Source organism: Bradyrhizobium sp. USDA3010 (assembly GCF_056429065.1).
Genome location: NZ_JBWJZD010000009.1, coordinates 76,321 through 101,877 on the forward strand (window position 1 = coordinate 76,321; position 25,557 = coordinate 101,877).

Sequence of the window (25,557 nt, forward strand, 5' to 3'; positions counted from 1 at the left end):
GCTAATCCACATCCTCGACGGAGCCGGGCCCGGTGCCGAAGGCACGCTGCGCCAAGGTCGCCGCCATGAACTCATCGAGGTCACCGTCGAGCACCCCCGAGGTGTCGGAGGTCTGCACACCGGTGCGCAAATCCTTCACCATCTGGTAGGGCTGTAGCACATAGGAGCGGATCTGGTGACCCCAGCCGATCTCGGTCTTGGCGGCCTGATCGGCAGCGGCCTGCTCCTCGCGTTTCTTCAGCTCCATCTCGTAGAGCCGCGCGCGCAGCATGTCCCAGGCCTGCGCCCGGTTCTTGTGCTGGGAGCGGCCGGCCTGGCAGACCACCGCGATGCCGGTCGGGATATGCGTCAGGCGCACCGCCGACTCGGTCTTGTTGACGTGCTGACCGCCGGCGCCGCCCGATCGCATCGTGTCGGTGCGGACATCCGCCTCCTTGATCTCGATCTTGATGCTGTCGTCGATCACGGGGAAAATCTGCACCGACGAGAACGACGTGTGCCGCCGCGCGTTGGAATCGAATGGCGAGATGCGCACCAGGCGATGCACGCCGGCCTCGGTCTTCAGCCAGCCATAGGCATTGTGGCCGGAGATCTGGATGGTGGCGGACTTGATACCGGCCTCTTCGCCCTGGGACTCCTCGAGGAACTCGATCTTGAAGCCGTGCTTCTCCGCCCAGCGCGTGTACATGCGCAGCAGCATCTGCGCCCAGTCCTGACTCTCGGTGCCGCCGGCGCCGGCATGGACTTCGAGATAGGAATCGAACTTGTCGGCCTCGCCAGAGAGCAGCGCTTCCAGCTCGCGCCGGGCGACCTCCTTCTTGAGGTCCTTGAGCGCCTTCTCGGCCTCGGCGACCACGGCCGCATCGTTCTCGGCCTCGCCGAGCTCGATCATGCCGATATTGTCCTCGAGCTCGCGCTCGACCTTGCCGATGCCCGAGAGCGCGTCCTCCAGCGAGGTGCGCTCCTGCATCAGCCGCTGGGCCTTCTGGGGATCGTTCCAGAGATTGGGATCTTCAGCGAGCTTGTTCAGCTCAGCGAGGCGTGCCGTCGATTGTTCGACGTCAAAGATGCCTCCTCAGCAGCCCGACTGACTGCTTGATCTCTTCAACAAGGCGTTCGATTTCCGCGCGCATGGTCTTTCAGGTGTTGGTGAAAAAGCTTGCCGGGGATGTAGCGACCGGCGCGGCAAAGCGCAATCGGCTTGGCCACGCTATCCCGGCGATTTGGATCGGCCAACCGCTAGAGCCATTTCCGTTCCGATTTGATCGGAACGGGGCTCTAGGTTTTTGTTTTGACGCGTTTTCTTCACGCGAACCGGCATCCACTTCGCTTGAAAACGCTCTAATACAGCCCCCCGGTTCCCGGCCGCATGAAGAAGCCGCCATCCTGCTGTCCGCCACCCTGCGACGGCTGCGGGCCGGGTGCAGGGCCGCGGCCATCGGCGTCGGCGACACCGATCACCGAATAGTTGTCCGGCGGCGCGGTGCCCGGCTTGAAGGCTTCGAGGATGGTGTTGCCGCTATCGCCCGGGCCGGCGCGCATGCCGGTCTTGGCGTCGACGCGGATCAGCTTGATGCCGGCCGGGACCTTGAACGGGGTCGGCGGCTTGTCGGCGAGCGCAAGCTTGAGGAAGTCGCGGGCGATCGGCGCGGCCACGTGACCGCCGGTGGCGGTGCGGCCGAGATTGCGCGGCTTGTCGTAACCCATGTAGACGCCGACCGCGAGGTCCGGCGAGAAGCCGACGAACCAGACGTCCTTCTCGTCATTCGTGGTGCCGGTCTTGCCGGCGATCGGCTTGCCGACCTCCTTGACGACGGTCGCGGTGCCGCGCTGGACCACGCCTTCCATCATCTCGGTGATCTGGTAGGCGGTCATCGGATCGAGCACCTGCTCGCGGCGGTCGACGAGCTGCGGCTCCGGCTGGCTCTTCCAGCCGCCGGGCGCGTCGCAGCCGCGACATTCGCGGGTGTCGTGCTTGAAGATGGTATGGCCGTAGCGGTCCTGGATGCGATCGATCAGCGTCGGCTTCACACGACGGCCGCCATTGGCGAACATCGAATAGGCCGTGACCATGCGCATGACGGTCGTTTCGCCGGCACCCAGCGCATACGACAGATAGTTCGGTAGTTCGTCATAGACGCCGAAGCGTTTTGCATATTCGCCGACCAGCGGCATGCCGATGTCCTGCGCGAGCCGCACTGTCACCGTGTTGAGCGAGCGCTGCAGCGCGTTGCGCAGCGTGGTCGGGCCGTAATACTTGCCGGTCGAATAGTTCTCCGGACGCCACACGCCGGCGCCCTGCCCCTGATCGATCTCGATCGGCGCGTCGATCACCGTGGTCGACGGCGTATAGCCGTTGTCCAGCGCCGACGAGTACACGATCGGCTTGAACGACGATCCGGGCTGCCGGTAGGCCTGCGTCGCGCGGTTGAACTGGCTCTGGTCGAACGAGAAGCCGCCGACCATCGCAAGCACGCGGCCGGTCCACGGATCCATCGCCACCATGGCGCCCGACACTTCAGGCAATTGCCGCAGGCGATACTGGCCCTCGACCGCAGTGCCTTCCTTGGTCACCAGCGGGTCGGCATAGATCACGTCGCCAGGCTGCAGCACCTGCGAGACTGCCGTCGGCGCCTTGCCCTTGGTCTTGGCCCAACGCACGCCGTCCATCGTGATGATGCCGGTCTGCCGCTCCTTGCTGACCGCGCCGCCGAGCTCGCGGCCCGGCTGGAAGCCGATCCGCGCCGACTGATCACTGGTCTCCAGCACCACCGCCATCCGCCACGGCGAGATGTCGGAGAGCGATTTGACGTCGGCAAGCTTGACGCCCCAGTCGCCGGAGACGTCGAGCTTGTGCAGCGCCCCGCGCCAGCCCTGCGCCTCATCGTAATTGACGAGGCCGGCGACCATGGTCTTGCGCGCCATCACCTGGATCTTGGGGTCCAGCGTGGTGCGCACCGACAGGCCGCCCTCATAGAGCTTCTTTTCGCCATAGCGCTCGAAGATGTCGCGGCGGACTTCCTCGGCAAAATATTCGCCGGCGAAGATGTGCGCGCCGTTCGAGCGGCTGGTGACGTTGAGCGGGTCCTTGCGCGCCTTGTCGGCGTCGGCCTGCTTGATCCAGCCGTTCTCCAGCAGGCGGTCGATCACATAGTTGCGGCGCTCGATCGCGCGGTCACGGTTGCGGACCGGATGCAGCGCGGCCGGCGCCTTCGGCAGCGAGGCGAGATAGGACGCTTCCGCGATCGTCAGCTCGTTGACCGACTTGTCGAAGTAGACCAGCGACGCGGCCGCGATGCCGTAGGCGCCGAGCCCGAGATAGATTTCGTTCAAATAGAGCTCGAGGATGCGGTCCTTCGAATAGGCGCGCTCGATGCGCATCGCCAGCAAGGCTTCCTTGATCTTGCGCGCGAACGAGACCTCGTTCGTCAGCAGGAAGTTCTTGGCGACCTGCTGGGTGATCGTCGAGGCACCCTGCGGGCGGCGGTTGGAGCCGTAGTTCTGTGCGTAGAGGATCGCCGCGCGCGCCATGCCCTGATAGTCGATGCCGCCGTGCTCGTAGAAGTTCTTGTCTTCGGCGGCGAGGAACGCGTTGATCACGAGCTTCGGCACTGCCTGGATCGGCAGATAGAGCCGGCGCTCCTTGGAGTATTCGCCGAGCAGCGCGCCGTCGGCAGCGTGCACGCGGGTCATCACCGGCGGCTCGTAGTCCTGGAGCTGCGAGTAGTCGGGCAGATCCTTGGAGAAATGCCAGATGGCGCCAGCGACGGCGGCGACACCGACCAGGAACACGACGGTTCCGGCGGCGAACAAGAAACCCATGAACCGCACGAGCAGGCGCATTATCGACGTTCCGTTCCTACCCTCCGGCGCCCAATCGTCAGAAGCGCCTGTCCAAAAGTGCGAAGCCTCACATGACGAAGGCTCACATAGCGAGGCCTTTGCAGCGAGGCCTTTGCATCGAGGCCTTTACATCAAAGCCTTTACATCGAAGCCTTGGCCCAGCGAGCCGCCTTGCGCACGCGAATATACAACAGCCGCCGGACAATATGGTCGATTCTGCGGACCTGCGGTCCTTTGTCTATAACGTCGCCGCTGTGGCCAAACTAGGGCTTCCGGGCAACGGCCCCGGCTTTTCAGGCGGCCAATTTCACTTTGCCGGTCCGGCAGTTGCCAGCCGTTTGGAGAAGAACGTGTCGATCGCCTGGACCATCGACCCGACGGCCTTGTTGCGCCAGTTCTCGGAGACCAGATGCTCGAGGTCGCCCTTGTTGGAGACATAGCCGATCTCCACCAGTACGGACGGCACGTCGGGTGCCTTCAGCACCCGGAAGCCGGCCGATTTCAGCGGATGCTTGTGCATTCGCACCGTGGACTTCATCTCGTCCATCAGCAGACGGGCGAAACGGTTGGAGAAGGTCTTGGTCTCGCGCTGCGCGAGGTCGATCAGGATGTCGGCGACCTCGGTCGGCTCGTCGGTCAGGTTCACGCCTGCGATCGCGTCGGCCTTGTTCTCCGCTTCCGCCAGCCGCTCGGCCTCGGCGTCGGACGCCTTGTCGGACACGGTGTAGATCGTGGCGCCCTGGGCGTCGCCCTCGCGGCGCGGCAAGGCATCGGCGTGGATCGAGACAAACAGCGCCGCGGATTGCGAGCGCGCAATCTTCACCCGGTCGTTCAGCGGGATGAACGTGTCGTCGGACCGGGTCATGACCACCCGGTATTTGCCCGACTTCTCGATCCGGTCGCGCAAAGCGAGGCCAAAGCCCAGCACCAGGTTCTTCTCGGTCTGGTCGCCGGACTGGGTGCCGTTGTCGATGCCGCCGTGCCCCGGATCGATCACGATCAGCGGGCGCGAGTCGGTGGTCGCGACCGGTGGCAATGCCGCCGTGGTGACGGCGGGGATGCTTGCCGTGTTGCCTTCGGAGATCGCGGGCTTCAATTCGGGCCGGCTCTCCGGCGCGAGCGACTGCACGAAGCTGGTGCGATCGACCTGCTCGAAATCCAGCACCAGCCGCGGCGGCTGGCCGTTGGCGGCATCGAGCACATAGGAATTGGCGATCTTCACCGGGCCGGTCATGTCGAACACGATCCGGGAGCCGCCGGGCATCACCAGGCCATAGCGGAACGCCTTCACCAATCCCCGCGCCGCCGAGCCGGTGCCGGCAGCGAGCTGGAAATTGACCTGCGGGATATCGACCACGACGCGGTAGGGATCGGCCAATGGGAAGGCGCGAAACTCGATCTTGCGGTCGAGATCGAGGATGAAACGGGTCTGCTTGTCGTCGCCGGCAAGCCTGGCGCCGGATGCCACCGGGAAATTCGGAGCACTGGCGGCGGCGGAGGCACCTGCGGCCGGCGCCGGCTGACCGTCCGGTGGTCCTTCGGCCGCGCTCGGGGCGCTGGCCACGCCAAGCGTCAATGCTGCAGCGCACAACAGCCCGCATCCCAAGAAAACAAGGTGTTTTGCGCGGTTCTCCACTCGATTCGGAGCCTCCCAGCTGCTTCTTACCGCATTAGAACCACACGGTTAATCGCAGCCTAATGACGCGCGGGCGAAAAGAATCGAGTGTTGCGGCGGCGTGACGCTTCCCTTGCACGCGGCGGGCAATCCACGTATGTACGGAGTGCTGACGGCTAGTACTCCCGGTTGTGTCGCGTTCAGCCTCTTGGTGCAGCGGTGGAACCTTCCAAGTCGAAGATCCCGCCGTGTTTTTCCGGTCCCTCCCCAGCCAGCGCCGCGCGCGGCTGACACGGAGAGGCGGATTCAAGCCCGAGCGGCGTCCGGTCCCAGACACACTCCCTCGCCAGAGGGACGGTTTGAGACACGGCGTAACCGATTATCCGGCCCCTTGGGGCCTCGATATGCGATGGCCGGCAGGCGCTTCGGCGCCAGGCGGGGCCTTCAGCAAAAGATACGGCGGTCAATTTCGCCGCCAACATGTTTAGACGGGCCGACGCTTAATGCGCCAGACTGCATTGCCGACCAGGATCCCCCGAATGATCGCGCTGACGCGAGGTGAAAACTTCGCCCGTCGCATCATCCCGGTGGGTTCCCGTCCGGCGCTGCGCCGCGAGACGCGTTTTGGCCTTCCCCTCACCCCCGAATCAGGTGGACCGTCGCGTCACCGGGCGGCGCAGTTTGCGCGCGCCATGATCCGCGCCCGCCGCCGTCAAGAGCTCCAAAATGCCCAACAAGATGTTGATCGATGCCACCCACCCGGAAGAGACCCGGGTCGTCGTGGTCCGTGGCAATCGCGTCGAAGAGTTTGATTTCGAGACCGCCCAGCGCAAACAACTGCGCGGCAACATTTACCTCGCCAAGGTTACGCGCGTAGAGCCGTCGCTGCAGGCTGCCTTCATCGAGTATGGCGGCAACCGGCACGGCTTCCTGGCCTTCAGCGAAATCCATCCCGACTACTATCAGATCCCGGTCGCCGACCGTCAGGCGCTGATCGAAGCTGACGAGCGCGCCCATCGCGAGGCCGAGGAAGAGCACGAGAACCGCGGCCATCGCCGCCGGTCGCGCCATCGCAACGCCCGCCGCCGCGGCCATGGCGACCGTGTCCAGAGCGAGGTGATCGAGGGTGCAGGCGACGCGCAGGCGCTGCCGGCAGCCGAGGCTCACGAACATCCCGTCGATGCCGGACACCATGAACATGATGCCGGGCACCACGAGCACGGCGTGGTCGCCTATGAGGGTCACGAGCATGAGGCGCATGATCATGCGCATCACGACGACCATGAGCATCACCATGATCACGATCATGAGCATCACCATGACCATGGTCACGACGATCATGGCCACGATGATCACGATCGTGACCACCATGATCACGATCACGACCACGCGCCCGTAACGAGCGAGGCGCCGGCCGCCGACGCTCCGTCCGACCCCGTCGTCGCGGTGGTCGAAGCCTCCGTTGCGTCAGCCGCGCCGGAATTCGTCGAGACCGCCGAGGTCAATCATGAGCCCGAGCGGGCCCATGAGGAACAGGTCGCGGAAAACGCCGCGCATGCCGACGACGCGCCGCATGTGGCTGCCGACGAAGTCCACGCCGCGGCCGATGAGCACGGCGTCGCCGACTACGCAACGCTTGCGGACGGAGCCGCGCCCGAGGCTCGGCATGGCGGCGATGCCGGCGAAGACGATGACGAGGATGACGGCGAGGAAGGCGAGGAAGAGGATGTCGTCGAGTCCGTCGGCGGCGACGATGTGCTCGAGGAGGTTCCGGAGCGCGCGTTCCGCCCGCGTCGCCAGTACAAGATCCAGGAAGTGATCAAGCGTCGGCAGGTGATGCTGGTGCAGGTCGTCAAGGAAGAGCGCGGCAACAAGGGCGCCGCGCTGACCACCTATCTGTCGCTCGCCGGCCGGTATGCCGTGCTGATGCCCAACACCGCCCGTGGCGGCGGCATCAGCCGCAAGATCACCTCCGCCCAGGACCGCTCGCGGCTGAAGGAAGTGGTGCAGGACCTCGACGTGCCCGAGGGCATGGGGATCATCCTGCGCACCGCCGGCGCCTCCCGCAGCAAGCCGGAGATCAAGCGCGACTTCGAGTACCTGATCCGGATGTGGGAGACGGTGCGCGACCTGACCCTGAAGTCGCAGGCGCCGACCCTGGTCTACGAGGAAGGCTCGCTGATCAAGCGTTCGCTGCGCGACCTCTACAACAAGGAAATCGACGAGATTCAGGTGGCGGGCGAAGCCGGCTACCGCGAAGCGCGCGACTTCATGAAGATGCTGATGCCGGCCAATGTGCGCGCGGTGAAGCAATATCGCGACGGCCAGCCGCTGTTCTCGCGCATGGGCGTCGAAAGCCAGCTCGACGCGATGTTCTCGCCGACCGTGCAGTTGCGCTCCGGCGGCTACATCGTGATCAACCAGACCGAGGCGCTGGTCTCGATCGACGTCAACTCCGGTCGCGCCACGCGCGAGCATCATATCGAGGACACCGCGCTCAAGACCAATCTGGAAGCCGCGGAAGAGGTTGCGCGTCAATTGCGTTTGCGCGACCTCGCGGGCCTGATCGTCATCGACTTCATCGACATGGACGAGAAGCGCAACAACCGCGCGGTCGAGCGCAAGCTGTCCGACTGCCTGCGCCAGGACCGTGCGCGGATCCAGGTCGGCCGCATCTCGCATTTCGGGCTCCTGGAAATGTCGCGCCAGCGCATCCGCGCCAGCATGCTGGAGAACTCGACCGAGCCCTGCCCGCAATGCGGCGGAAGCGGTCACGTCCGTTCGGTCTCGTCGGTGGCGCTGCAGCTCCTGCGCGGCATCGAGGAAATCCTGATGAAGGGCGCCACCCACAATCTGGTGGTCCGCACCCGCACCGACGTCGCGCTCTACGTGCTCAACCACAAGCGCGGCCATCTGCGCGACCTCGAGGAATCCTTCCGAGTCTCGCTGTCGGTTGTCGCCGACGCCACGGTGCACGGCCAGCAATCCTACATCATCGATCGCGGCGAGCAGGTGCATACGCTCGAAGCCGCCAAGGCGCTGCTTGCCGCGCAAGCTGCCGCTGCGCCGGCGCAGGTCGATGAGGCGGATGACGAGGAAGAACTGTTCGAATACGAGGCCGAGATCGAGACCGACGAGACCGAAGGGCTCGTCGACGACCGGGCGGCCGGCGAAGAAGCAGGCGCCGCTGAGGGCGAAGGCGACGGCCAGCGCCGCAAGCGCCGCCGCCGGCGCCGCGGCCGCGGTGGCAGCGAAGCGCGCGAAGGCGCTCCGCAGCCGCGCGAGGACGGCGATCTGATGCATGTCCTGCCCGATGGCACCGAGGTGGTTGCCGCGGGCGAAGCGGAAGGCGATGAGGACGAAGGCGACGAAGCCCAGGGCGCTGCCCGCGACGACCAAGCCGGCAACGGCGATCGCCGCCCGCGACGCCGCGGACGCCGTGGCGGCCGCCGCCGGCGCGGCACTGGCGGACCGGATGACGGTCTTGCCGGATCAATCTCCGACGAGCTGAGCCCGGTGGCAGCGTCTGAAGCCACGGACGCGGTTGCCGATTTCGATAGCCACGACGCGGAGCCGGCCCCCTCGCTCGCGCAGCCCGAGCTGTTTGCCCAGCCGACGGAATGGCAGCCGATCGAGGCCGCGCCGATTGAGGCGATCGCGGTGCCCGAACCCGAACCCGTTGCAGCACCCGCCGCCGAGGATACGGCCGAAAGCGACCGCGCGCAGCGCCGCCGCTCGACGGTGCGCGAAAAGGTCAGCTTCGCATCGAGCCCGCAACCCGAGACAACGCCGGCGCTGGCTCAGAGCCCGGCGGAGGAACCTGCCCCCGCCCCTGAACCCGCAGCCTCTGCCCCGCAGTTCGCACCGGACGCCGCCACGGCCGAGGCTCCGGCCCGCAAGGGCTGGTGGTCGCGCCGCTTCGGCGGCGGCGGCAACTAGCGCCACCTGAAAGTCAAAACGCCCGGTTCGCGCCGGGCGTTTTTATTGGACAGGCCATCCGTTCGTCAGACGCCGGCGTGACGGAGCCTGACGGAGACGGATCCCAATGCAAAGCGCGATCGTTCTTGGCGGCGGCATGGTTGGTGTCAGCACGGCGCTGCACCTGCAACGCCGCGGCTGGTCGGTGACGCTCGTCGACCGCAAGGAACCGGGCCGCGAAACCAGCTACGGCAATGCCGGTATCATTCAGAGCGAGGCGGTGCGGCCCTATCCAATGCCGCGCGACCCGGCCACGCTCGCCAGGATCGCGATGGGACGCACCAACGACGTGCGCTATCGCCTGGCCTCGCTGCCCCGGCACGCCGGTCCGCTGCTGCGCTATTGGTGGAACTCGACGCCTGAGCGGCACCGCGAAGCCACCATCGCCTGGGCGCGCCTGATCGCCTATGCCACAGCGGAGCACGACACGCTGATCCGCGATGCGCATGCCGACAATCTGATCCGCCGCGCCGGCTATCGCCTGCTGCATCGCGACCCGGCGGCCCTGGAGCAGGCGATCGCAATCGCCGAAGAGAACCAGCGTGACTTCGGCGTGACGTTTCGCGTGCTTGACGGCAGCGAGCTCGCCAAGGCCGAGCCATTGCTGCGCGACGACCTGCCCGGCGCCATTCACTGGCTCGGGCCGTGGACCGTGTCGGACCCCGGCGGTCTGGTCTCGGCCTATGCCGGATTGTTCGAGCGTCTCGGCGGGACGCTGCTGCGCGGCGACGCGCAGGCGTTGACGGAGACCGCAACCAGCTGGTCGGTCGACACCACCGGCGGCCGGATCGATGCCGCCCACGTCGTGGTCACGCTCGGGCCGTGGTCACCGCAATTGCTGCGCAAGTTCGGCTACCGGATCCCGCTGGTGCGCAAGCGCGGCTACCATATGCACTATCAGGGCGGCCGTTCGCTCGACCTGCCGCTGGTCGACACCGCGAATGGGTACGCGATGGCGCCTATGGCCAAGGGGATCCGCATCACGACTGGCGCGGAGCTGACCAGCCCCGATGCGCCGGCGACGCCGATCCAGCTTGGCCATGCCGAAGCCGCCGCACGCGAGCTGATCGAGATCGGCAGCCGCGTCGAGCCCGAGCCCTGGTTCGGCACCCGCCCCTGCACCACCGACATGCTGCCGGTGCTCGGGCCTGCGCCGCGCCATCGCGGGCTGTGGGTGAATTTCGGTCACGGCCATCAGGGCTTTACGCTCGGCCCGGCGACAGCACGGGTGCTGGCCGAAACGATGAACGGCGAGGTATCCTCGGTGGACACCTCGCCGTATCGGATGGACCGGTTCTGACCGCTGACGCAAACCAACGCGCGATGAGTCCTCATCGCGCCTTGGATTCTTGTTTGAGCATGATCTTCTCGGAAAACCGCTTCACACTTTTCCGGATCATGCTCTTAGTCCGTCGTCAGCGCGGTCTCCATGTCGGTCGGGTCGATCTGCCGGGCGAGATTGGCATTGAGCTTGTCGCGGTCGAGCTCGCCCTCCCACCAGGCGACGATCACGCAGGCGACGCCGTTGCCGCACAGATTGGTCAGCGCGCGGCACTCGCTCATGAACTTGTCGATGCCGAGCACGATCGCCATGCCCGGCACCAGCCGCGGATCGACCACCGCAAGCGTTGCCGCCAGCGTGATGAAGCCCGCGCCGGTGATGCCGGAGGCGCCCTTCGAGGTCAGCATCGCCACCACCAGGATCGTGAGCTGCTGGCTGAATGAGAGGTCGTAGCCCAGCGCCTGCGCGATGAACAACGTCGCCAGCGTCATGTAGATGTTGGTGCCGTCGAGGTTGAATGAATAACCCGTGGGCACCACGAGGCCGACTACCGACTTCGAGCAGCCGAGACGTTCGAGCTTCTCCATCAATGACGGCAGCGCGCTCTCGGAGGACGAGGTGCCGAGCACGATCAACAGCTCGTCCTTGATGTAGGCCAGGAACCTGAAGATCGAGAACCCGGCAATCCGCGCGATGATGCCGAGCACCACGAGCACGAACAGCGCGGCGGTCAGATAGAACGTCGCGATCAGCCCCATCAGATTGAGGATCGCGCCGGTGCCGAACTTGCCGATGGTGAAGGCCATCGCGCCGAACGCACCGATCGGCGCCGCCCGCATCACGATCGAGATCACGCCGAACACCGCATGCGCGGCGTCGTCGATGAACGAGCGGATGGTGTGGCCGCGCTCGCCGAGGCCCATGATCGCAAAGCCGAACAGCACCGAGAACAGCAGCACCTGCAGGATCTCGCCCTGCGCGAATGCGCCCACCACGGTGTCCGGAATGATGTGCAGCACGAAGTCAACGCTCTTCTGCGCCTCCGCCTGCTTGGCAAAGCCGGCAACCGCCTGCGCGTTCGCCGCCGCATTGCCGAAGCCCGCGCCCGGCTTCACGATGTTGCCGATGAGCAATCCGATCACCAGCGCGAAGGTCGAGACGACCTCGAAATAGACCAGCGCCTTGACGCCGATGCGGCCGACCTTCTTGGCATCCTGGATGTGGGCGATGCCGGACACCACGGTGCAGAAGATGATCGGCGCGATCACCATCTTGATCAGCTTGATGAAGCCGTCGCCGAGCGCCTTGATCCACTCGTTGGTGGCAATGCCGGGCCACAACCAGCCGACCAGCGCGCCGAGCACGATCGCGATCAGAACCTGGACGTAGAGAATCTTGTACCACGGCTTGCTACCGGCAGACGCCGGTGAAGCCGTGGCAACGGTTGCCGCTGCCATGTGTCGCTCCCCCTCAGAAATGACGGAAATAGCCAAGATCAACTTGGCCGTTCAAGTCAAATGGAACTGTGTCGGCCCTGCCGTTTATCCGCGGCGATCTGTCGCGTGCTGCTCCGCCGAAACCGGGGCCAGCGCTTGCGAAACCGATCTCACCGACAAGACCGGGCTCTTGAAGATTGCGGGCTATTTAAGCCAATGCGCGATCCGTGCAACTGCTTCCTGCATCTCCGCCGCGGAACGCGCATAGGAAAATCGGATGAAGGCGCGGCCGTGGATCGGATCGAAATCGACGCCCGGGGTCGCCGCGACATGCGCCTTCTCGAGCATCTCGCTGGCGAAGGCGAAACTGTCGGCGGTGAAGCCGGAGACGTCGGCATAGAGATAGAACGCGCCGTCGGCCGGCAGGAACTTGGTCAGCCCGGCCCTGGGCAGGCCTTCGATCAGGATGCGGCGGTTCTCCTGATAGCCGCGCTTGATCGCCTCCATCTCCTCGCGGCCGTCGAAGGCCGCTTCGGCGGCGATCTGCGACAAGGTCGGCACCGAGATCGACAGGTTCTGCTGCAGCCGCTCGATCGGCCGCACCAGCACGTCTGGCACCACCATCCAGCCGACGCGCCAGCCGGTCATGCAGAAGTACTTCGAGAACGAGTTGATCACGAGCGCGTTCGGCGACAGTTCCGCCGCCGTCACCGCAGGAAACGCGTAGTCGAGGCCATGATAGATCTCGTCGGAGATGAAGCGGATGCCCGCGCTGTCGGCGGCGGCCATCAGGTTCAACAGCGCCTCGCGCGACATCATCGTGCCGGTCGGGTTCGCAGGGCTGCCGACCAGCACGCCCTTCAGCGGCGCCTTGCGATGGGCGGCCAGCAGCGCCTCCCCGGTCAGCGCGTGACGGGTGTCGCCGGAGGTCTCGATCAGCACGGGCTCGCAGCCGAGCGCGGTCAGGATGTGCCGGTACGGCGGATAGCCCGGCACGGTGACGGCGACCCGGTCACCCGGCTCGAACATCGCAAGAAACGCCAGGATGAACCCGCCCGACGAGCCCGTGGTGACGATGATGCGCTCGGCATCGACCGCGCAGCCATACGTGTCGCGGTAATGCCGGGCGATGCGCGCGCGCAGACTGGGAGTGCCGAGCGCCGAGGTGTAGTCGATCCGCCCGCCGGCAAGCGCGGCCTGCGCGGCGGCGATCGCCGGCTTCGGCGCCCCCTCGGCGGGCTGCCCCACCTCCATGTGGATGACATGGCCGCCCGCGGCCTCGATTCGCGCCGCGGCGGCCATCACGTCCATCACCATGAACGGCGGAACATCGCTCCGGCCGGATGCTGTCAAAAGGCTGCTCACACGGTCTCTCGCTGTCGCTTCACGCATGGATTTCTGCTATTGCACGGCCGCTGCCGAATTCAGGTTCCCACACCGGCTACCGCCCCAGACTGGCCGCATTCGGTGGCTCCTTATAACGCTTTCAGGCCAAGTGCATACCCGGTTCGCGTGAAGAAGAACTGCAAAAACAACAGACTGTGCCACGCGCCTGCCTCGGTCGGGCCGGGAACCGGACCTTGCCGCGCTGCGGCCAGAAATCGCCGATAGATCGCCCATGCTGTTTCGCCACGCGCTTCGCGCCAGGACCCTCAAGCCTTCTGCGTTCAAGCTGACCGCATTGCTCACCGCGGTTGCGCTCGCGGTTGGCCCCGTCGTCCCTGCGCGGGCCCAGCAGAAGGGCCCGCCGGTGCTGCGCGACACCGAGTCCGAGCAGCTGCTGCGCGAATATACCAGGCCAATCCTGCGCGCCGCCGGTCTCGAGAAGCAGAACATCCAGATCGTGATCATCAACGACGGCTCGTTCAACGCCTTCGTCGCCGACGGCCGCCGCATCTTCGTCAATTACGGCGCGCTGCTGCAATCGGAGACGCCGAACCAGATCATCGGCGTGCTGGCGCATGAAACCGGCCATCTGGCCGGCGGTCATCTTGCCAAGATGCGCGAGCAGCTGGCGCAGGCGCAGACGCAGATGATCATCGCCATGCTGCTCGGCGTCGGTGCGCTGGCCGCAGGCGCTGCGGGCGGCGGCGTTGGAAACGGCCTCTCCAGCGCCGGTGCCGCCGCGATCTCGGCGCCGCAGTCGGTCATTCAGCGCACACTGCTCTCCTATCAGCGCCAGCAGGAGGAAAACGCCGACCGCGCCGGCGTCAAGTTCCTGAACGCGACCGGCCAGTCCGCCAAGGGCATGTACGAGACGTTCAAGCGCTTTACCGACGAGAGCTTGTTCGCCGCGCGCGGCGCCGACCCCTATCTGCAGTCGCACCCGATGCCGGTCGATCGCGTCTCGGCGCTGGCGGACCTGGCGCGCTCGAGCCCCTATTGGGACAAGAAGGACGATCCGGCGCTGCAGCTGCGTCACGACATGATGCGCGCCAAGATCTCGGGCTTCATGGAACGGCAGGACACGGTCTACCGCCGCTATCCGTTGTCCAACACCAGCCTGCCGGCGCGCTATGCGCGCGCGATCACCACCTATCTGCACGGCGATCTGCGTTCGGCGATCGCGCAGATCGACGGACTGATCCAGGTCCAGCCGAACAATCCCTATTTCTACGAATTGCGCGGCCAGGCGCTGCTCGAAGGCGGCCGGCCGGCGGAGGCCATCGCGCCGCTGCGGCGCGCGGTGCAGCTCTCCGGCAGCTCGCCGCTGATCGAGATGCTGCTCGGCCAGGCGCTGGTCGCCTCCGACAACAAGGCCTATACCGACGATGCGATCAACATGCTGCGCGCCGCCGTGGCGCGCGAGCCCGAGGCGCCGCTCGGCTATACCCAGCTCGCGATGGCCTATGGCCGCAAGGGCGACTATGCCCAGGCCGACCTTGCCTCGGCGCAGGCCGCCTATCTCCGCGGCGACAACAAGACCGCCCGCGAACTGGCATCGCGCGCCAAGACGCGGTTCGCGATCGGCACGCCCGGCTGGGTCAAAGCTGACGACATTGTGAGCGCCAAGCCGATGCCAGGTCAGAAAAACAACTAGAAATAAACCGTAGTTCCATACAACGATCACCGAAACCGGCCCGCGGCCCTGCCGTATTTCGGGCCACCTCGAACAAGGATTTTGCCATGCCAGCGCTTCGTTTTCTCGCCCCTGCCCTGCTCGCGCTCGGCATTTGCGCCGCGCCGCTGACGGCGTCCGCGCAGAGCTTCAACGATACCCAGCGCGGCGACATCGAGACCATCGTGCGCAACTACCTGATCGCGCACCCCGAGGTGCTCGAAGAGGCGATGAACGAGCTCAGCAAGCGGCAGGCCGCCGCCGAAGCCGAGAAGCATGAGCAGAGCGTCGCCAAGAACGCCGACACGATCTTCAACTCGCCGCGCGGCGTCATGCTCGGCAACAAGGACGGCGACGTCACCTTCGTCGAGTTCTTCGATTACAATTGCGGCTACTGCAAGCGCGCGATGTCCGATATGCTCGACCTGATGAAGTCGGATCCGAAGCTGAAGGTCGTGCTGAAGGAATTCCCGGTGCTGAGCCAGGGCTCGGTCGAGGCCGCGCAGGTCGCAGTCGCCGTGCGCATGCAGGATCCGACCGGCAAGAAGTATCTCGAGTTTCACCAGAAGCTCTTGGGCGGCCGCGGCGCCGCCGACAAGGCGCGCGCGCTGGCGGTCGCCAAGGAGGTCGGTCTCGACATGACCAAGCTCGAGAAGGACATGGCAAGCCCCGAGGTGAAGGCCACCATCGAAGAGAATTTCCGCCTCGCCGAATCCATGGGCATGAACGGCACGCCGAGCTATGTGATCGGCAAGCAGGTCGTGATCGGCGCGGTCGGCGTCGAGGGTCTCAAGGAGAAGATCGGCCTTGCCCGCTGCGGCAAGGCGACCTGCTGATCGTCGCTTCGACGGCGCTCATCCATCAAGAAAAATCCGGCTGCCTGGCAGCCGGATTTTTTATTTGCGGCACCGAACCGCTTCCGCGCTGGCCGCAACCAAGAGGCATCACCAACAACGAAAGCCGCGCGCCATGCCCCTGGCCCCGCCAACCCTTGCGCCACCAACACTTGCTCCACCAACCCTTGCTCCACCAACCCTTGGCTACGATCTCACGCTCCTGAAGACAGCGCCACAGCGTGGCACCGACCACGATCATGGCTGGTGCTACGGCCTGCCACCGGGCATTCGCACCGAGCAATGGCCGCTCAGTCCCCATGACGGCTTTCCGATGCAGCACTGCTTCACGCTGCGCGTCCCGGCGCAGTATCGCGCCAAGGGAGACGCCTATGTCGCGCTCGCCATGTTCGCCGATCAGCAATATGACGAACCCGTCGAAATCGACGCGGTCGCGCAATATCTCGCGGCGGAGACCATCGCGCGTCCATCCGATCCCAATCTGCTGCCGTACTTCGCCTATCGGCAGAACCGTCATCCGATGGAGTTTCGGATGAAGGACATCATCGACCACAATTTCGCAGCGATCTGGCTCACCGAGACCGAGTTCGCCGGACCGCTCTGCCGGCCGCCGGAGCTTGCCGGCAATCCGTTGCTGGAAACCAATTCGCCTCCGCGCTGGCTCGTGAAGGGCGCGGCGCGCACGGCGTTCGACGTCAATGTCGGCCGCACCCGCATCGAAGGACTGGAGAAGACATACTGGTACCGTGTGTTCGGAGGCATCCCCGAGACCGGGCACCACGCCTACGGCATCGCACTTGCGCCGCGCGAAGATGACCCCAATGTCGGCAAGCCGCCGCGCGATCATCTGCTGCACAAGGGCGAGCTCGGCGACTACATCGCACCCTATGGCGAGCAAGGCAGTGCGCGCGGTCTTGAGCGGCTGCACGGCCGCAATCATCTCGGTGGCACGATGTTCCCCAACCAGTGGACGCCGAGATACAGCGCGACCTATCTCGAGATCGAAGAACATTTCGGCGGGTTCAATTTCGGCGGCGGCAACGGCCAGCTCGATCTTGCGAGCATGGAGTTCGACTGGGCTTGCGGTTAACGCAGATTGTTCATCGCGCATTCACAAAAGAAACAAACCGCAAGGAACCGCAAATCAACAGGAACATCGCACATCCTCTCCCGTTGTCGGCGCGGGCAATGCTGAATAACGAGGAGGAATATGATGACTAACCGCTTTCTGATTTCGGTCGCTGCGGCGGCCCTGATCGCCGGTACCGGTTTCGCGAATGCACAGGGCGCCGGCGGCGCCAACAAGGAATCCGGGGCCGGCGGTGGCGCGACCGTGCAGCACAGCGCACCGTCCGGTGGCGCATCGTCGGGCACCATGCAGCGCGACACGGGCGGCATGAAGGGTTCCGATCACTCCACGACCGGCCAGTCTTCTTCAGGCATGAAGGATGACGCATCGGGCATGAAGGGCGCCGAGTCCGAAAAGTCCGGCCCCGCCACCAAGGGCGCCCAGGAGAACACGCAGAAGTCGAAGAGCATGAGCTCGGAGAACGATGCGACCAAGGGCGCCAAGGAAGGTTCGAAGGAAAGCTCGAAGGACATGAAGGCCGAAGGCCGCGACAAGAGCGGCAACATGAGGGCCGAGGAGCGTGACAAGAGCGGCAAGATGAATGCGGAAAGCCGCGAGGGTCGCGATCGCACCAACGCCGCCGAGAGCCGAGAGAAGAACGGCGCCACCACCAACCAGAACGCTCAGACCAAGAGCCCGACCGACGCCAACCGCGCCCAGACCAACGACACGAGCCGCACCCAGACCACGACCGGCAACGCGGCGACGTCGGCCACCGCGGCTCCGCCGGCCGAGAAGCGCACCCAGATCTCGACCGCGATCAGGTCGGAGCATGTGACCGAAACCACCAACGTGAACTTCAACGTGGCGGTCGGCACCCGCGTCCCGGCTGACGTGCACTTCTATCCGCTGCCGGAGCGCGTGGTGACGATCTACCCGCAGTGGCGCGGTTACGAGTTTATCCTGGTCCACGGCCGCTACATCATCGTGCAGCCGGAGACCCACGAGATCGTCTACATCATCGAGGGCTGACCTCGGCCTCGGCGCGAGCGGTGCCATCACGGGCCCTCGCCTCGATCTCAACCCCGCCCCCTCAAGGGCGGGGTTTTGCATGCGGCTGCACCCCGCAGTCGCCAGTGGATGGCCGGCGGGAGCACAGCGGAGGGGCGACTTCCTCCGGATTTGGTTAATCAGCAATTTCCGTAGGTTACGGCAGCTATCTAACAGAGCGGAGGAAGCTGTTGAAGACGTTCCGATTTCACCTAAAGACTTCCCCTGCGGCCGGTTGTTACCTATAACCCGGCCCACTTTCCCCTTCGGAACCCCTGAAAATGGCTGCTGCCGGAACGATCTATGTGCTGAACGGCCCGAACCTCAACCTGTTGGGGACGCGCGAGCCGGAGACGTACGGCCATGCCACCCTCGCCGACGTCGAGAAGCTGTGCGCGGACACCGCGCGGCAGTTCGGGTTGACCGCCGATTGCCGGCAGTCCAACCGCGAGGGCGAACTGATCGACTTCATCCATGAGGCCCACGCCAAAAAGGCGGTCGGCATCATCATCAACGCCGGCGGCTACTCCCATACCTCGATCGCGCTGCATGACGCGCTGGTCGCGGTCAAGATCCCCGCCGTCGAGGTCCATGTCAGCAACATCCACGCCCGCGAGAGCTTCCGGGACCACTCGTTCACTGCTAAAGCCGCCTTCGCGTCGCTTTGCGGCTTCGGCATCGACGGCTACCGGCTTGCGATCATCGGCCTCGCCGCCAGGATCGGTGCGAAGGCAAAGACTTAATCGTCAATCCTGACGTTCCCCGTCACCAGACAGAGATTTCGGATCAAACAACATGGCGCGCCAGCCAGACGACAAATCAGCCGCAAAGTCCAAGAACGACTCCAAGAACGACGACAGCGTCCTCATCCGCGAGCTCGCGCTGCTGCTTGCTGAGACCAACCTCACCGAGATCGAGATCGAGCGCGCCGGCCTGCGCGTCCGGGTCGCGCGCAATATCAGCATCGCCGCCTCCGTGCCGTCAGCCGTGCATGCGGTTGCCGCCCCGGTGGCAGTGCCGGCTGCCGCCGCTGCCGCCACCGACATGGCGAAGCACCCGGGTGTCGTGCCCTCGCCGATGGTCGGCACCGCCTATTGGGCTCCGGAACCTGGCGCCAAGCCGTTCATTGAAGTCGGCACCAAGGTCACGGCCGGCCAGACCCTTCTGATCATCGAGGCGATGAAGACGATGAACCAGATTCCGTCGCCGCGCGCGGGCACGGTGACCCAGATCCTCGTCGAGGACGGCCAGCCGGTCGAGTTCGGCGAGCCGCTCGTCATCATTGAATAGCTTCCGTCAACGTCAGGCGCTGCGATGTTCGACAAGATCCTCATAGCCAATCGCGGCGAGATCGCGCTTCGCGTGCTCCGGGCCTGCAAGGAGCTCGGCATCTCCACCGTAGCGGTGCATTCCACCGCCGACGCCGACGCCATGCATGTGCGGCTCGCCGACGAGAGCGTCTGCATCGGGCCGCCGCCGTCGAAGGATTCCTATCTCAACATCCCGGCGCTGCTCGCCGCCTGCGAGATCACCGGCGCCGACGCCGTGCATCCCGGCTACGGCTTCCTGTCCGAGAATGCGCGCTTCGCCGAGATCCTCGCCGACCACAATCTGGGTTTCATCGGACCGAAGGCCGAGCACATCCGCCTGATGGGCGACAAGATCGAGGCCAAGAAGACCGCCAAGCGCCTCGGCATCCCCGTGGTGCCCGGCTCGGACGGCGCGGTGACGGCGGACGACGATGCCATGGCGATCGCCAAGGAGATCGGCTTCCCGGTGCTGGTGAAGGCGGCGGCCGGCGGCGGCGGCCGCGGCATGAAGGTCGCCCACACCGAGGCCGACCTCGCGCTGGCGCTGACGACCGCGGCCAACGAAGCCAAGTCGGCGTTCGGCGACGCCTCGGTCTATCTGGAGAAATACCTGCAGAAGCCGCGCCACATCGAGATCCAGATTCTCGGCGATGGCCGCGGCGGCGCCATCCATCTCGGCGAGCGCGACTGCTCGCTGCAGCGCCGTCACCAGAAGGTCTGGGAGGAAGGCCCCTCGCCCGTGCTCGGGGCGGCGGCGCGCGCCAGGATCGGCGAGACCTGTGCCAAGGCGATGCGGGACATGAAGTATCTCGGCGTCGGCACCATCGAATTCCTCTACGAGGACGGCGAGTTCTATTTCATCGAAATGAACACGCGCATCCAGGTCGAGCATCCCGTCACCGAAAGCATCACGGATATCGATCTGGTGCTGGAGCAGATCCGGATTGCCGCCGGCGGCGAGCTTCCGGCCAAGCAAAGCGAGATCGCGATCATCGGCCACGCCATCGAGTGCCGCATCAATGCGGAGAACCCGCAGACCTTCCGTCCCTCGCCCGGACGGATCACGCAATTCCATGCGCCTGGCGGTCTCGGCGTGCGGATCGATTCCGCCGTCTATCAGGGCTACGTGATTCCGCCCTACTACGACTCGCTGGTCGGCAAGCTGATCGTGCACGGCAAGACCCGCGGCGAATGCCTGATGCGGCTGCGCCGGGCGCTGGACGAGATGGTGGTCGACGGCATCGAGACGACGCTGCCGCTGTTCCGCGCACTGGTGCGCGAGCCCGACATCATCGAGGGCGATTATCACATTCACTGGCTGGAGCAGTATCTCGCCGGCCAACCGTCCGACGCCCCGAAATAGTTTGGAACTTTGTGGAACCCAGCGGCCCGCTCAAACGTACTAAAGGGTTGTTGGCTTTCCACGGGGACGCATTGAATCCCACTCTTGCGAAGAGACCGTCGTGACACCCGTTTCACGACGCCGGTCCACGTTGCAGATCCTGCTGCTCTCGGCGGGATTTTTCGTGCTGGTCGCGGTCAGCGCGGCGTCCGTCCTGCTGGTCAACAAGGCGCGTGAGGACAACGCCTGGGTCGTCCATACGGTCGAGGTCGAGAGCCAGGTCGCCAATCTGCTGCTTGACGTCAGACGCGCAGAAAGCGCGACCAGGGCGTATCTGCTGACGTCAGCACCACAATACCTGTCCGAGTACCAGTCGGCCGCGGCCGCGCTCCCGGCCGCGCTCGACCATCTCCAGATGATGACCGTCGACAATCCGGAGCAGGTCGCCAATGCCGCGAAGCTCAAGGCCGCCGTCGAGCAACGGCTGGCCGAGTTCGCCCTCAGCATCGAGCGCGCCAACAACAACGACGCCGCGACCAGCGTCGACATCCTGCGCAAGGGCACGTCGGCCGATGCATTGGAGGCGATCGCCCGGATCGGCCGCGACATGCGCACCGAGGAGGATCGGCTGCTGGCGGCGCGCACCGCGACCGCGGACAGGACCCAGGTGCTGGCCTCCTCCGTCACCATTGCCGGCTCCTGCATGGTGCTGGCGCTCGCCGCCCTCTCGCTCGTGCTGCTGCGGCAATCGTCGCGGGCGCGCGACGAGGCCGAGGCCAGGCTGCGCGACAGCAACGTCAATCTCGAAACCATCGTCGACGAACGGACCGCCGACCTGCGCGAGGCCAACGAGGAAATCCAGCGCTTCGCCTATATCGTCAGCCACGACCTGCGTTCGCCGCTGGTCAACATCATGGGCTTCACCAGCGAGCTGGAGGAATTGCGCGGCGATATCTTCAAGCGTATCGCCACGCTCAATCGCACCGCATCGCTGGCGCCGGCGATGGAAGACGCGACCGATGTGGCCGAGCCCGAGCTTGAAGGCTCCGACAAGCAGCTATCCGACGATTTCAGCGAATCGCTCGGCTTCATCAAATCGTCGATCGCAAAGATGGACCGCCTGATCAGCGCGATCCTCAATCTCACCCGCGAGGGCCGCCGCGAGTTCAAGCTGGAGCGGATCGACGTCCGCGAGCTGATCGACGGCATCGTCAAGACGGTCGCGCATCAGGCGGCCGAGGCCAATGCGACCGTCGAGGTCGGCACTTTGCCGAATATCGTCAGCGACCGCCTCGCGCTGGAGCAGATCTTCTCCAACCTGATCGACAATGCACTCAAGTACCTCAAGGACGGCGTCCCCGGCGAGATTTCGATCGAGGGCCGCACCAAGCTGGGCTTTGCGATTTTCGAGGTCACGGACAATGGCCGCGGCATCGATCCGAAGGACCACCAGCGCATCTTCGATCTGTTCCGCCGTGCCGGAACCCAGGACAAGCCCGGTCAGGGCATCGGGCTTGCCCATGTCCGCGCACTTGTGCGCAGACTGGGCGGCACCATGTCGGTAGCATCGGAACTTCACAACGGCGGCACGTTCACGATCACGCTGCCTATCAAATGGTCAGGCAAGAACTCAGGCAAGAACCGGGACAAGGAATCATGAGCGATCCAGTCACCATCATCATGATCGAGGACGACGAGGGCCATGCCCGCCTGATTGAGCGGAATATCCGGCGCTCAGGTGTCAACAATGAGATCGTCCCGTTCACCAACGGTACAGAGGCCGTGCACTACCTGTTCGGCAAGGATGGCAGCGCGGTTGAGCGCAAGGGCCAGGCCCTGCTCATCCTGCTTGATCTCAATCTGCCCGACATGACCGGCATCGATATTCTGAAGCGGGTCAAGGAAAACAAGCATCTCAAGGCGACGCCGGTGGTCGTACTGACCACGACCGACGACTCCCAGGAGATCAAGCGTTGCTACGAACTCGGCTGCAATGTCTACATCACCAAGCCGGTGAACTACGAAAGCTTTGCCAACGCCATTCGCCAGCTTGGCCTGTTCTTTTCCGTGATTCAGGTGCCGCCAGCTTCCCCATGACCAGCGCAACGCCGACACTGCTCTATATCGACGACGACGCGGCGCTGGCGCGCCTGGTCGAACGCGGGCTGACGCGCGCAGGCTACAAGGTCGTGCACGCCGCAAGCGGCCAGGAAGGCCTCGAGCGGCTCGCCCAAGGCGGCATCGACGTGGTCGCGCTCGACCAGTACATGCCCGGCCTCGACGGGCTCGAGACGCTGGAGCAGATTCTCAAGATTGCGGATGCGCCGCCGGTGGTGTTCGTCACCGCCTCGCAGGATTCGGCGATTGCCGTTACCGCCCTGAAGGCCGGCGCGGCGGACTATCTGGTCAAGGACGTCAGGGGCGAATTCATCCCCCTGCTCCAGGTCGCGGTGAACGGCGCGGTCCGGCGGGCCGCGATCCAGAAGGCGCGCGACGAGGCCGAGGCCGAGGTGCACGCCTCGCGCGACCGCTACGCCGCGCTCGCCGCCGAGCGCGAGGTTCTGCTGCGCGAAGTCAACCATCGCGTCGGCAATTCGTTGCAGATCATTGCCTCGCTGCTGCATCTGCAAGCCAATTCCTCGACCCAGCAGGATGTCAAGGCGGCGCTCACCAATGCGATGGGCCGGGTCGCCGCCGTCGCGCAGGTGCATCGCCGCCTCTACACCTCGCACGACTTCAAGACGGTGATGCTCAACCAGTATCTCGAGGCGCTGCTCGAGGATCTCAGGCGATCGGCCGAAGGCAACAAGATGTCGCGGCTGACGCTGAAGGCCGACCCGGTCGAGATCGATCCCGACCGCGCGGTCGCGATCGGCATCATCGTCAACGAGCTGGTGATGAACGCCGTGAAATACGCCTATCCCGACGGCGCCGGCCCGATCCATGTCGAGCTGAAGCCGGACGCGGACGATTTGCAGCTTGCGATCAGCGATGAAGGCGTGGGCTTCTCCGACAAGGCCGATCCACGCGGCACAGGGATGGGCCAGCGCATCGTCGCGGCGATGGCCGTCAAGCTCGACGCCAGCGTCGAGCGCGACCCCAGCCACAAGGGCACCCGCTTCGTGGTGCGGTTCGCCCGCGTCACCCCGGCGCCGGCGAAATCGACAAGCGCTGCCGCCAGTTAGAGCGCTTCCGCCGGCGGATTGATCGAATTTTCGCGTTGGCCTTAACGGTCGCGTCACCCTGTTGTTCGATCGCAGCCGCTGGCCCTGACCGGGTTAAGACAAATCTGGGCATTGCTTGCCATGCTTTTCCCCCAGCTTGGCAGGAACGGCACGATGTTCGAGCGCAGGGTGGTTTTTGGAAAGAAGCAGGCGACGTCGGGCGACCTCAAGGAGCCCTTGCGTCCGGCACCGGGTGCCGACGGCGCGGCCCCCGCTTTTCACAAGAGGCAGTGGGAAGATCCGCGGATCGGGCCGATGCTGCGCGATGCGGGGTTCGCGCCCGACGACGCAGCCAGCATCGTGCCGGCGGCGGACAATCGCCTCGCCGTGTTTGCTGCGGCCAACCAACGGCTGCAGGAGCGCACCGAGAGTTTCAACCGTGACATGACGGCGCGCCACGGCTACTGCCATGCGTTGCCGTTCCTGGTCATCGACCACAAGATCTGGGACGGGCCGCATGGCGCGTTTCTCTACACGCAGCTGGATCTGATCGGCTACGACGAATGGAACGTGATCATGCTGGCGGAAGATCCGCAGACCACGGAAACATGCGGCCTGGCAGGCCATCCCGGCTTCCTTCCAGCGGTGACGCAGCTCATGACCGAGCATGTGATCGCCTGGGAGGCGCGGCACAACGCCTTGCTCAGGACATTCGGAATCACCGCGAGCGGCGGCCACGACAGCTCGCGCGAGCAATACGAGATGGAAAAGGACACGCTGCGCAGGGAGATTATCGACAAGACCGGCTGGATGAAGCTGCGCATCATCGACGACCTTCTGCGCAAGAGCTAAAAGCGCCTTCCGCTTCCCCAGCCCCTCAATCAGCCCGATCGCGGTGCCGTCGCGCGCGATGCGGACGGCAATCCTGACATGGCGCGCCGAAGATGACCTGCGACGGATAGGACCGCGCCGAGTGATACGGCGTCGAGCCGAACAGACCTGCCGCGCCGAAGCCCGCGCTGAAGGGATCGGCGGCGAAGCTGCCCGGAAAGGAGCCGTTGCTGCGGAAATCGCGGTCGTCGTCCCTGCCGTCGAAATACGCACCGCCGGTGCTGCCGTAACGCAGCGGCCGTTGCGGCTCCAAGTCATGAGACAAGTTCTGGGCCGAGACGGCGGCGGTGCCGAGCGCGACGGCGGCGCAGGCGATCAATGCTCTGATGGCGGTCATGCCGAGGGCCCTCATTGCGGAATGGTCCCCCAGTCGCCCTTCCAGGCGATCAGGCGTCCCTTGCCGAATTGCAGATAAAGCCCGTCGCTGCGCCTCGACAGCACGCTGCCCCTGACATTGGGCAGCGCGACGAACAATTCATTGCCCGGCGTGCCGCGAACATAGTTCAGCGGAACGCCGAGCGACTGGCTGGCCTGATCGGCGCTCATGCCGAAGGCGAGCGGAATGCTGTTCGGTGGCCGCTGCTGCGCACGGGCAATGCCGGTCGGCGCGCCGAGCGCGATGACGAGAGTAACGACGAACAGTGTGACGAACCGCTGCATGACCG

The 25,557-nt window shown here is 65.2% G+C and carries 20 protein-coding genes; 13 read left to right on the top strand and 7 right to left on the bottom strand.

All coding sequences use genetic code 11. The annotated features are described in order from the left end of the window. Position 1: 1 nt before the first annotated feature. The 3 genes from prfB to AC066Y_RS16355 all read right to left on the bottom strand — a co-directional run bounded on the left by prfB (position 2) and on the right by AC066Y_RS16355 (position 5,479). Positions 2 to 1,133, bottom strand: a protein-coding gene (gene prfB / locus AC066Y_RS16345) for a peptide chain release factor 2 (protein WP_143046567.1) whose coding sequence is annotated in 2 segments (ribosomal slippage) — positions 2 to 1,063 and positions 1,065 to 1,133 — 1,131 coding nt in all. Because the reading frame shifts where the segments join, the coding sequence is not laid out codon by codon here. A 208-nt stretch (positions 1,134 to 1,341) separates the two neighbouring features. Further along, the gene (locus AC066Y_RS16350) at positions 1,342 to 3,843 is read right to left on the bottom strand and encodes a penicillin-binding protein 1A (protein ID WP_478274776.1); all 2,502 of its coding nucleotides are present in this window, start codon (positions 3,841 to 3,843) and stop codon (positions 1,342 to 1,344) included. Between the two features lie 307 nt (positions 3,844 to 4,150). Beyond that, positions 4,151 to 5,479, bottom strand: coding sequence for an N-acetylmuramoyl-L-alanine amidase (locus tag AC066Y_RS16355; protein WP_478274777.1), 1,329 nt, complete (start codon positions 5,477 to 5,479; stop codon positions 4,151 to 4,153). Positions 5,480 to 6,184: 705 nt separating this feature from the next. Here AC066Y_RS16355 and AC066Y_RS16360 point away from each other — a divergent pair. Both AC066Y_RS16360 and AC066Y_RS16365 read left to right on the top strand, forming a co-directional pair. Then, positions 6,185 to 9,397, top strand: coding sequence for an Rne/Rng family ribonuclease (locus tag AC066Y_RS16360; RefSeq protein ID WP_478274778.1), 3,213 nt, complete (start codon positions 6,185 to 6,187; stop codon positions 9,395 to 9,397). A gap of 106 nt (positions 9,398 to 9,503) precedes the next feature. Next, complete coding sequence (locus AC066Y_RS16365) at positions 9,504 to 10,736, top strand: NAD(P)/FAD-dependent oxidoreductase (protein ID WP_478274779.1); 1,233 nt, start codon at positions 9,504 to 9,506, stop codon at positions 10,734 to 10,736. A 104-nt stretch (positions 10,737 to 10,840) separates the two neighbouring features. Here the strand turns inward: AC066Y_RS16365 and AC066Y_RS16370 are convergent, their stop codons facing one another. After that, on the bottom strand, positions 10,841 to 12,175 hold the full coding sequence (locus tag AC066Y_RS16370) for a dicarboxylate/amino acid:cation symporter (protein WP_478274780.1): 1,335 nt from the start codon (positions 12,173 to 12,175) through the stop codon (positions 10,841 to 10,843). 183 nt (positions 12,176 to 12,358) lie between these two features. Continuing rightward, complete coding sequence (locus AC066Y_RS16375; protein WP_478274781.1) at positions 12,359 to 13,546, bottom strand: pyridoxal phosphate-dependent aminotransferase; 1,188 nt, start codon at positions 13,544 to 13,546, stop codon at positions 12,359 to 12,361. A gap of 226 nt (positions 13,547 to 13,772) precedes the next feature. Between AC066Y_RS16375 and AC066Y_RS16380 the strand changes: the two genes are divergently transcribed. From AC066Y_RS16380 to AC066Y_RS16430, 11 genes are all read left to right on the top strand, one after another. Then, on the top strand, positions 13,773 to 15,194 hold the full coding sequence (locus AC066Y_RS16380; RefSeq protein WP_478274782.1) for a M48 family metalloprotease: 1,422 nt from the start codon (positions 13,773 to 13,775) through the stop codon (positions 15,192 to 15,194). An 86-nt stretch (positions 15,195 to 15,280) separates the two neighbouring features. After that, a complete protein-coding gene (locus AC066Y_RS16385) occupies positions 15,281 to 16,048 on the top strand; it encodes a DsbA family protein (protein ID WP_092113737.1) in 768 nt (255 codons plus the stop codon). Between the two features lie 133 nt (positions 16,049 to 16,181). Further along, positions 16,182 to 17,156: a hypothetical protein gene (locus AC066Y_RS16390; RefSeq protein ID WP_478274783.1), complete on the top strand. Its 975-nt coding sequence runs from the start codon at positions 16,182 to 16,184 to the stop codon at positions 17,154 to 17,156. A 123-nt stretch (positions 17,157 to 17,279) separates the two neighbouring features. Then, on the top strand, positions 17,280 to 18,167 hold the full coding sequence (locus tag AC066Y_RS16395; RefSeq protein ID WP_478274784.1) for a DUF1236 domain-containing protein: 888 nt from the start codon (positions 17,280 to 17,282) through the stop codon (positions 18,165 to 18,167). 299 nt (positions 18,168 to 18,466) lie between these two features. Further along, on the top strand, positions 18,467 to 18,928 hold the full coding sequence (gene aroQ, locus AC066Y_RS16400; RefSeq protein ID WP_456723305.1) for a type II 3-dehydroquinate dehydratase: 462 nt from the start codon (positions 18,467 to 18,469) through the stop codon (positions 18,926 to 18,928). 52 nt (positions 18,929 to 18,980) lie between these two features. Further along, positions 18,981 to 19,475, top strand: a complete 495-nt coding sequence (gene accB, locus AC066Y_RS16405) for an acetyl-CoA carboxylase biotin carboxyl carrier protein (protein ID WP_478274785.1) — start codon at positions 18,981 to 18,983, stop codon at positions 19,473 to 19,475. A gap of 24 nt (positions 19,476 to 19,499) precedes the next feature. Continuing rightward, positions 19,500 to 20,858: an acetyl-CoA carboxylase biotin carboxylase subunit gene (gene accC / locus AC066Y_RS16410; protein ID WP_092113729.1), complete on the top strand. Its 1,359-nt coding sequence runs from the start codon at positions 19,500 to 19,502 to the stop codon at positions 20,856 to 20,858. Positions 20,859 to 20,958: 100 nt separating this feature from the next. Beyond that, the gene (locus AC066Y_RS16415; protein WP_478274786.1) at positions 20,959 to 22,497 is read left to right on the top strand and encodes a sensor histidine kinase; all 1,539 of its coding nucleotides are present in this window, start codon (positions 20,959 to 20,961) and stop codon (positions 22,495 to 22,497) included. Further along, positions 22,494 to 22,934 carry a response regulator gene (locus tag AC066Y_RS16420; protein WP_478274787.1) on the top strand — a complete coding sequence of 147 codons (441 nt, stop codon included), beginning with the start codon at positions 22,494 to 22,496 and terminating at the stop codon, positions 22,932 to 22,934. Before AC066Y_RS16415 ends, AC066Y_RS16420 begins: the two co-directional genes overlap by 4 nt. Continuing rightward, on the top strand, positions 22,931 to 24,022 hold the full coding sequence (locus AC066Y_RS16425; RefSeq protein ID WP_478274788.1) for a sensor histidine kinase: 1,092 nt from the start codon (positions 22,931 to 22,933) through the stop codon (positions 24,020 to 24,022). The genes AC066Y_RS16420 and AC066Y_RS16425 overlap by 4 nt, the downstream gene beginning before the upstream one ends. 153 nt (positions 24,023 to 24,175) lie before the next feature. Continuing rightward, positions 24,176 to 24,853, top strand: coding sequence for a hypothetical protein (locus AC066Y_RS16430; RefSeq protein ID WP_478274789.1), 678 nt, complete (start codon positions 24,176 to 24,178; stop codon positions 24,851 to 24,853). 25 nt (positions 24,854 to 24,878) lie between these two features. On the opposite strand, the gene AC066Y_RS16435 is transcribed toward AC066Y_RS16430, so the two are convergent. Both AC066Y_RS16435 and AC066Y_RS16440 read right to left on the bottom strand, forming a co-directional pair. Continuing rightward, positions 24,879 to 25,229, bottom strand: coding sequence for a BA14K family protein (locus AC066Y_RS16435; protein WP_478274790.1), 351 nt, complete (start codon positions 25,227 to 25,229; stop codon positions 24,879 to 24,881). Positions 25,230 to 25,240: 11 nt separating this feature from the next. Further along, entirely contained in the window at positions 25,241 to 25,552 is a 312-nt protein-coding gene (locus AC066Y_RS16440; protein ID WP_478274791.1) for a hypothetical protein, read from the bottom strand. Between the last annotated feature and the right edge of the window lie 5 nt (positions 25,553 to 25,557).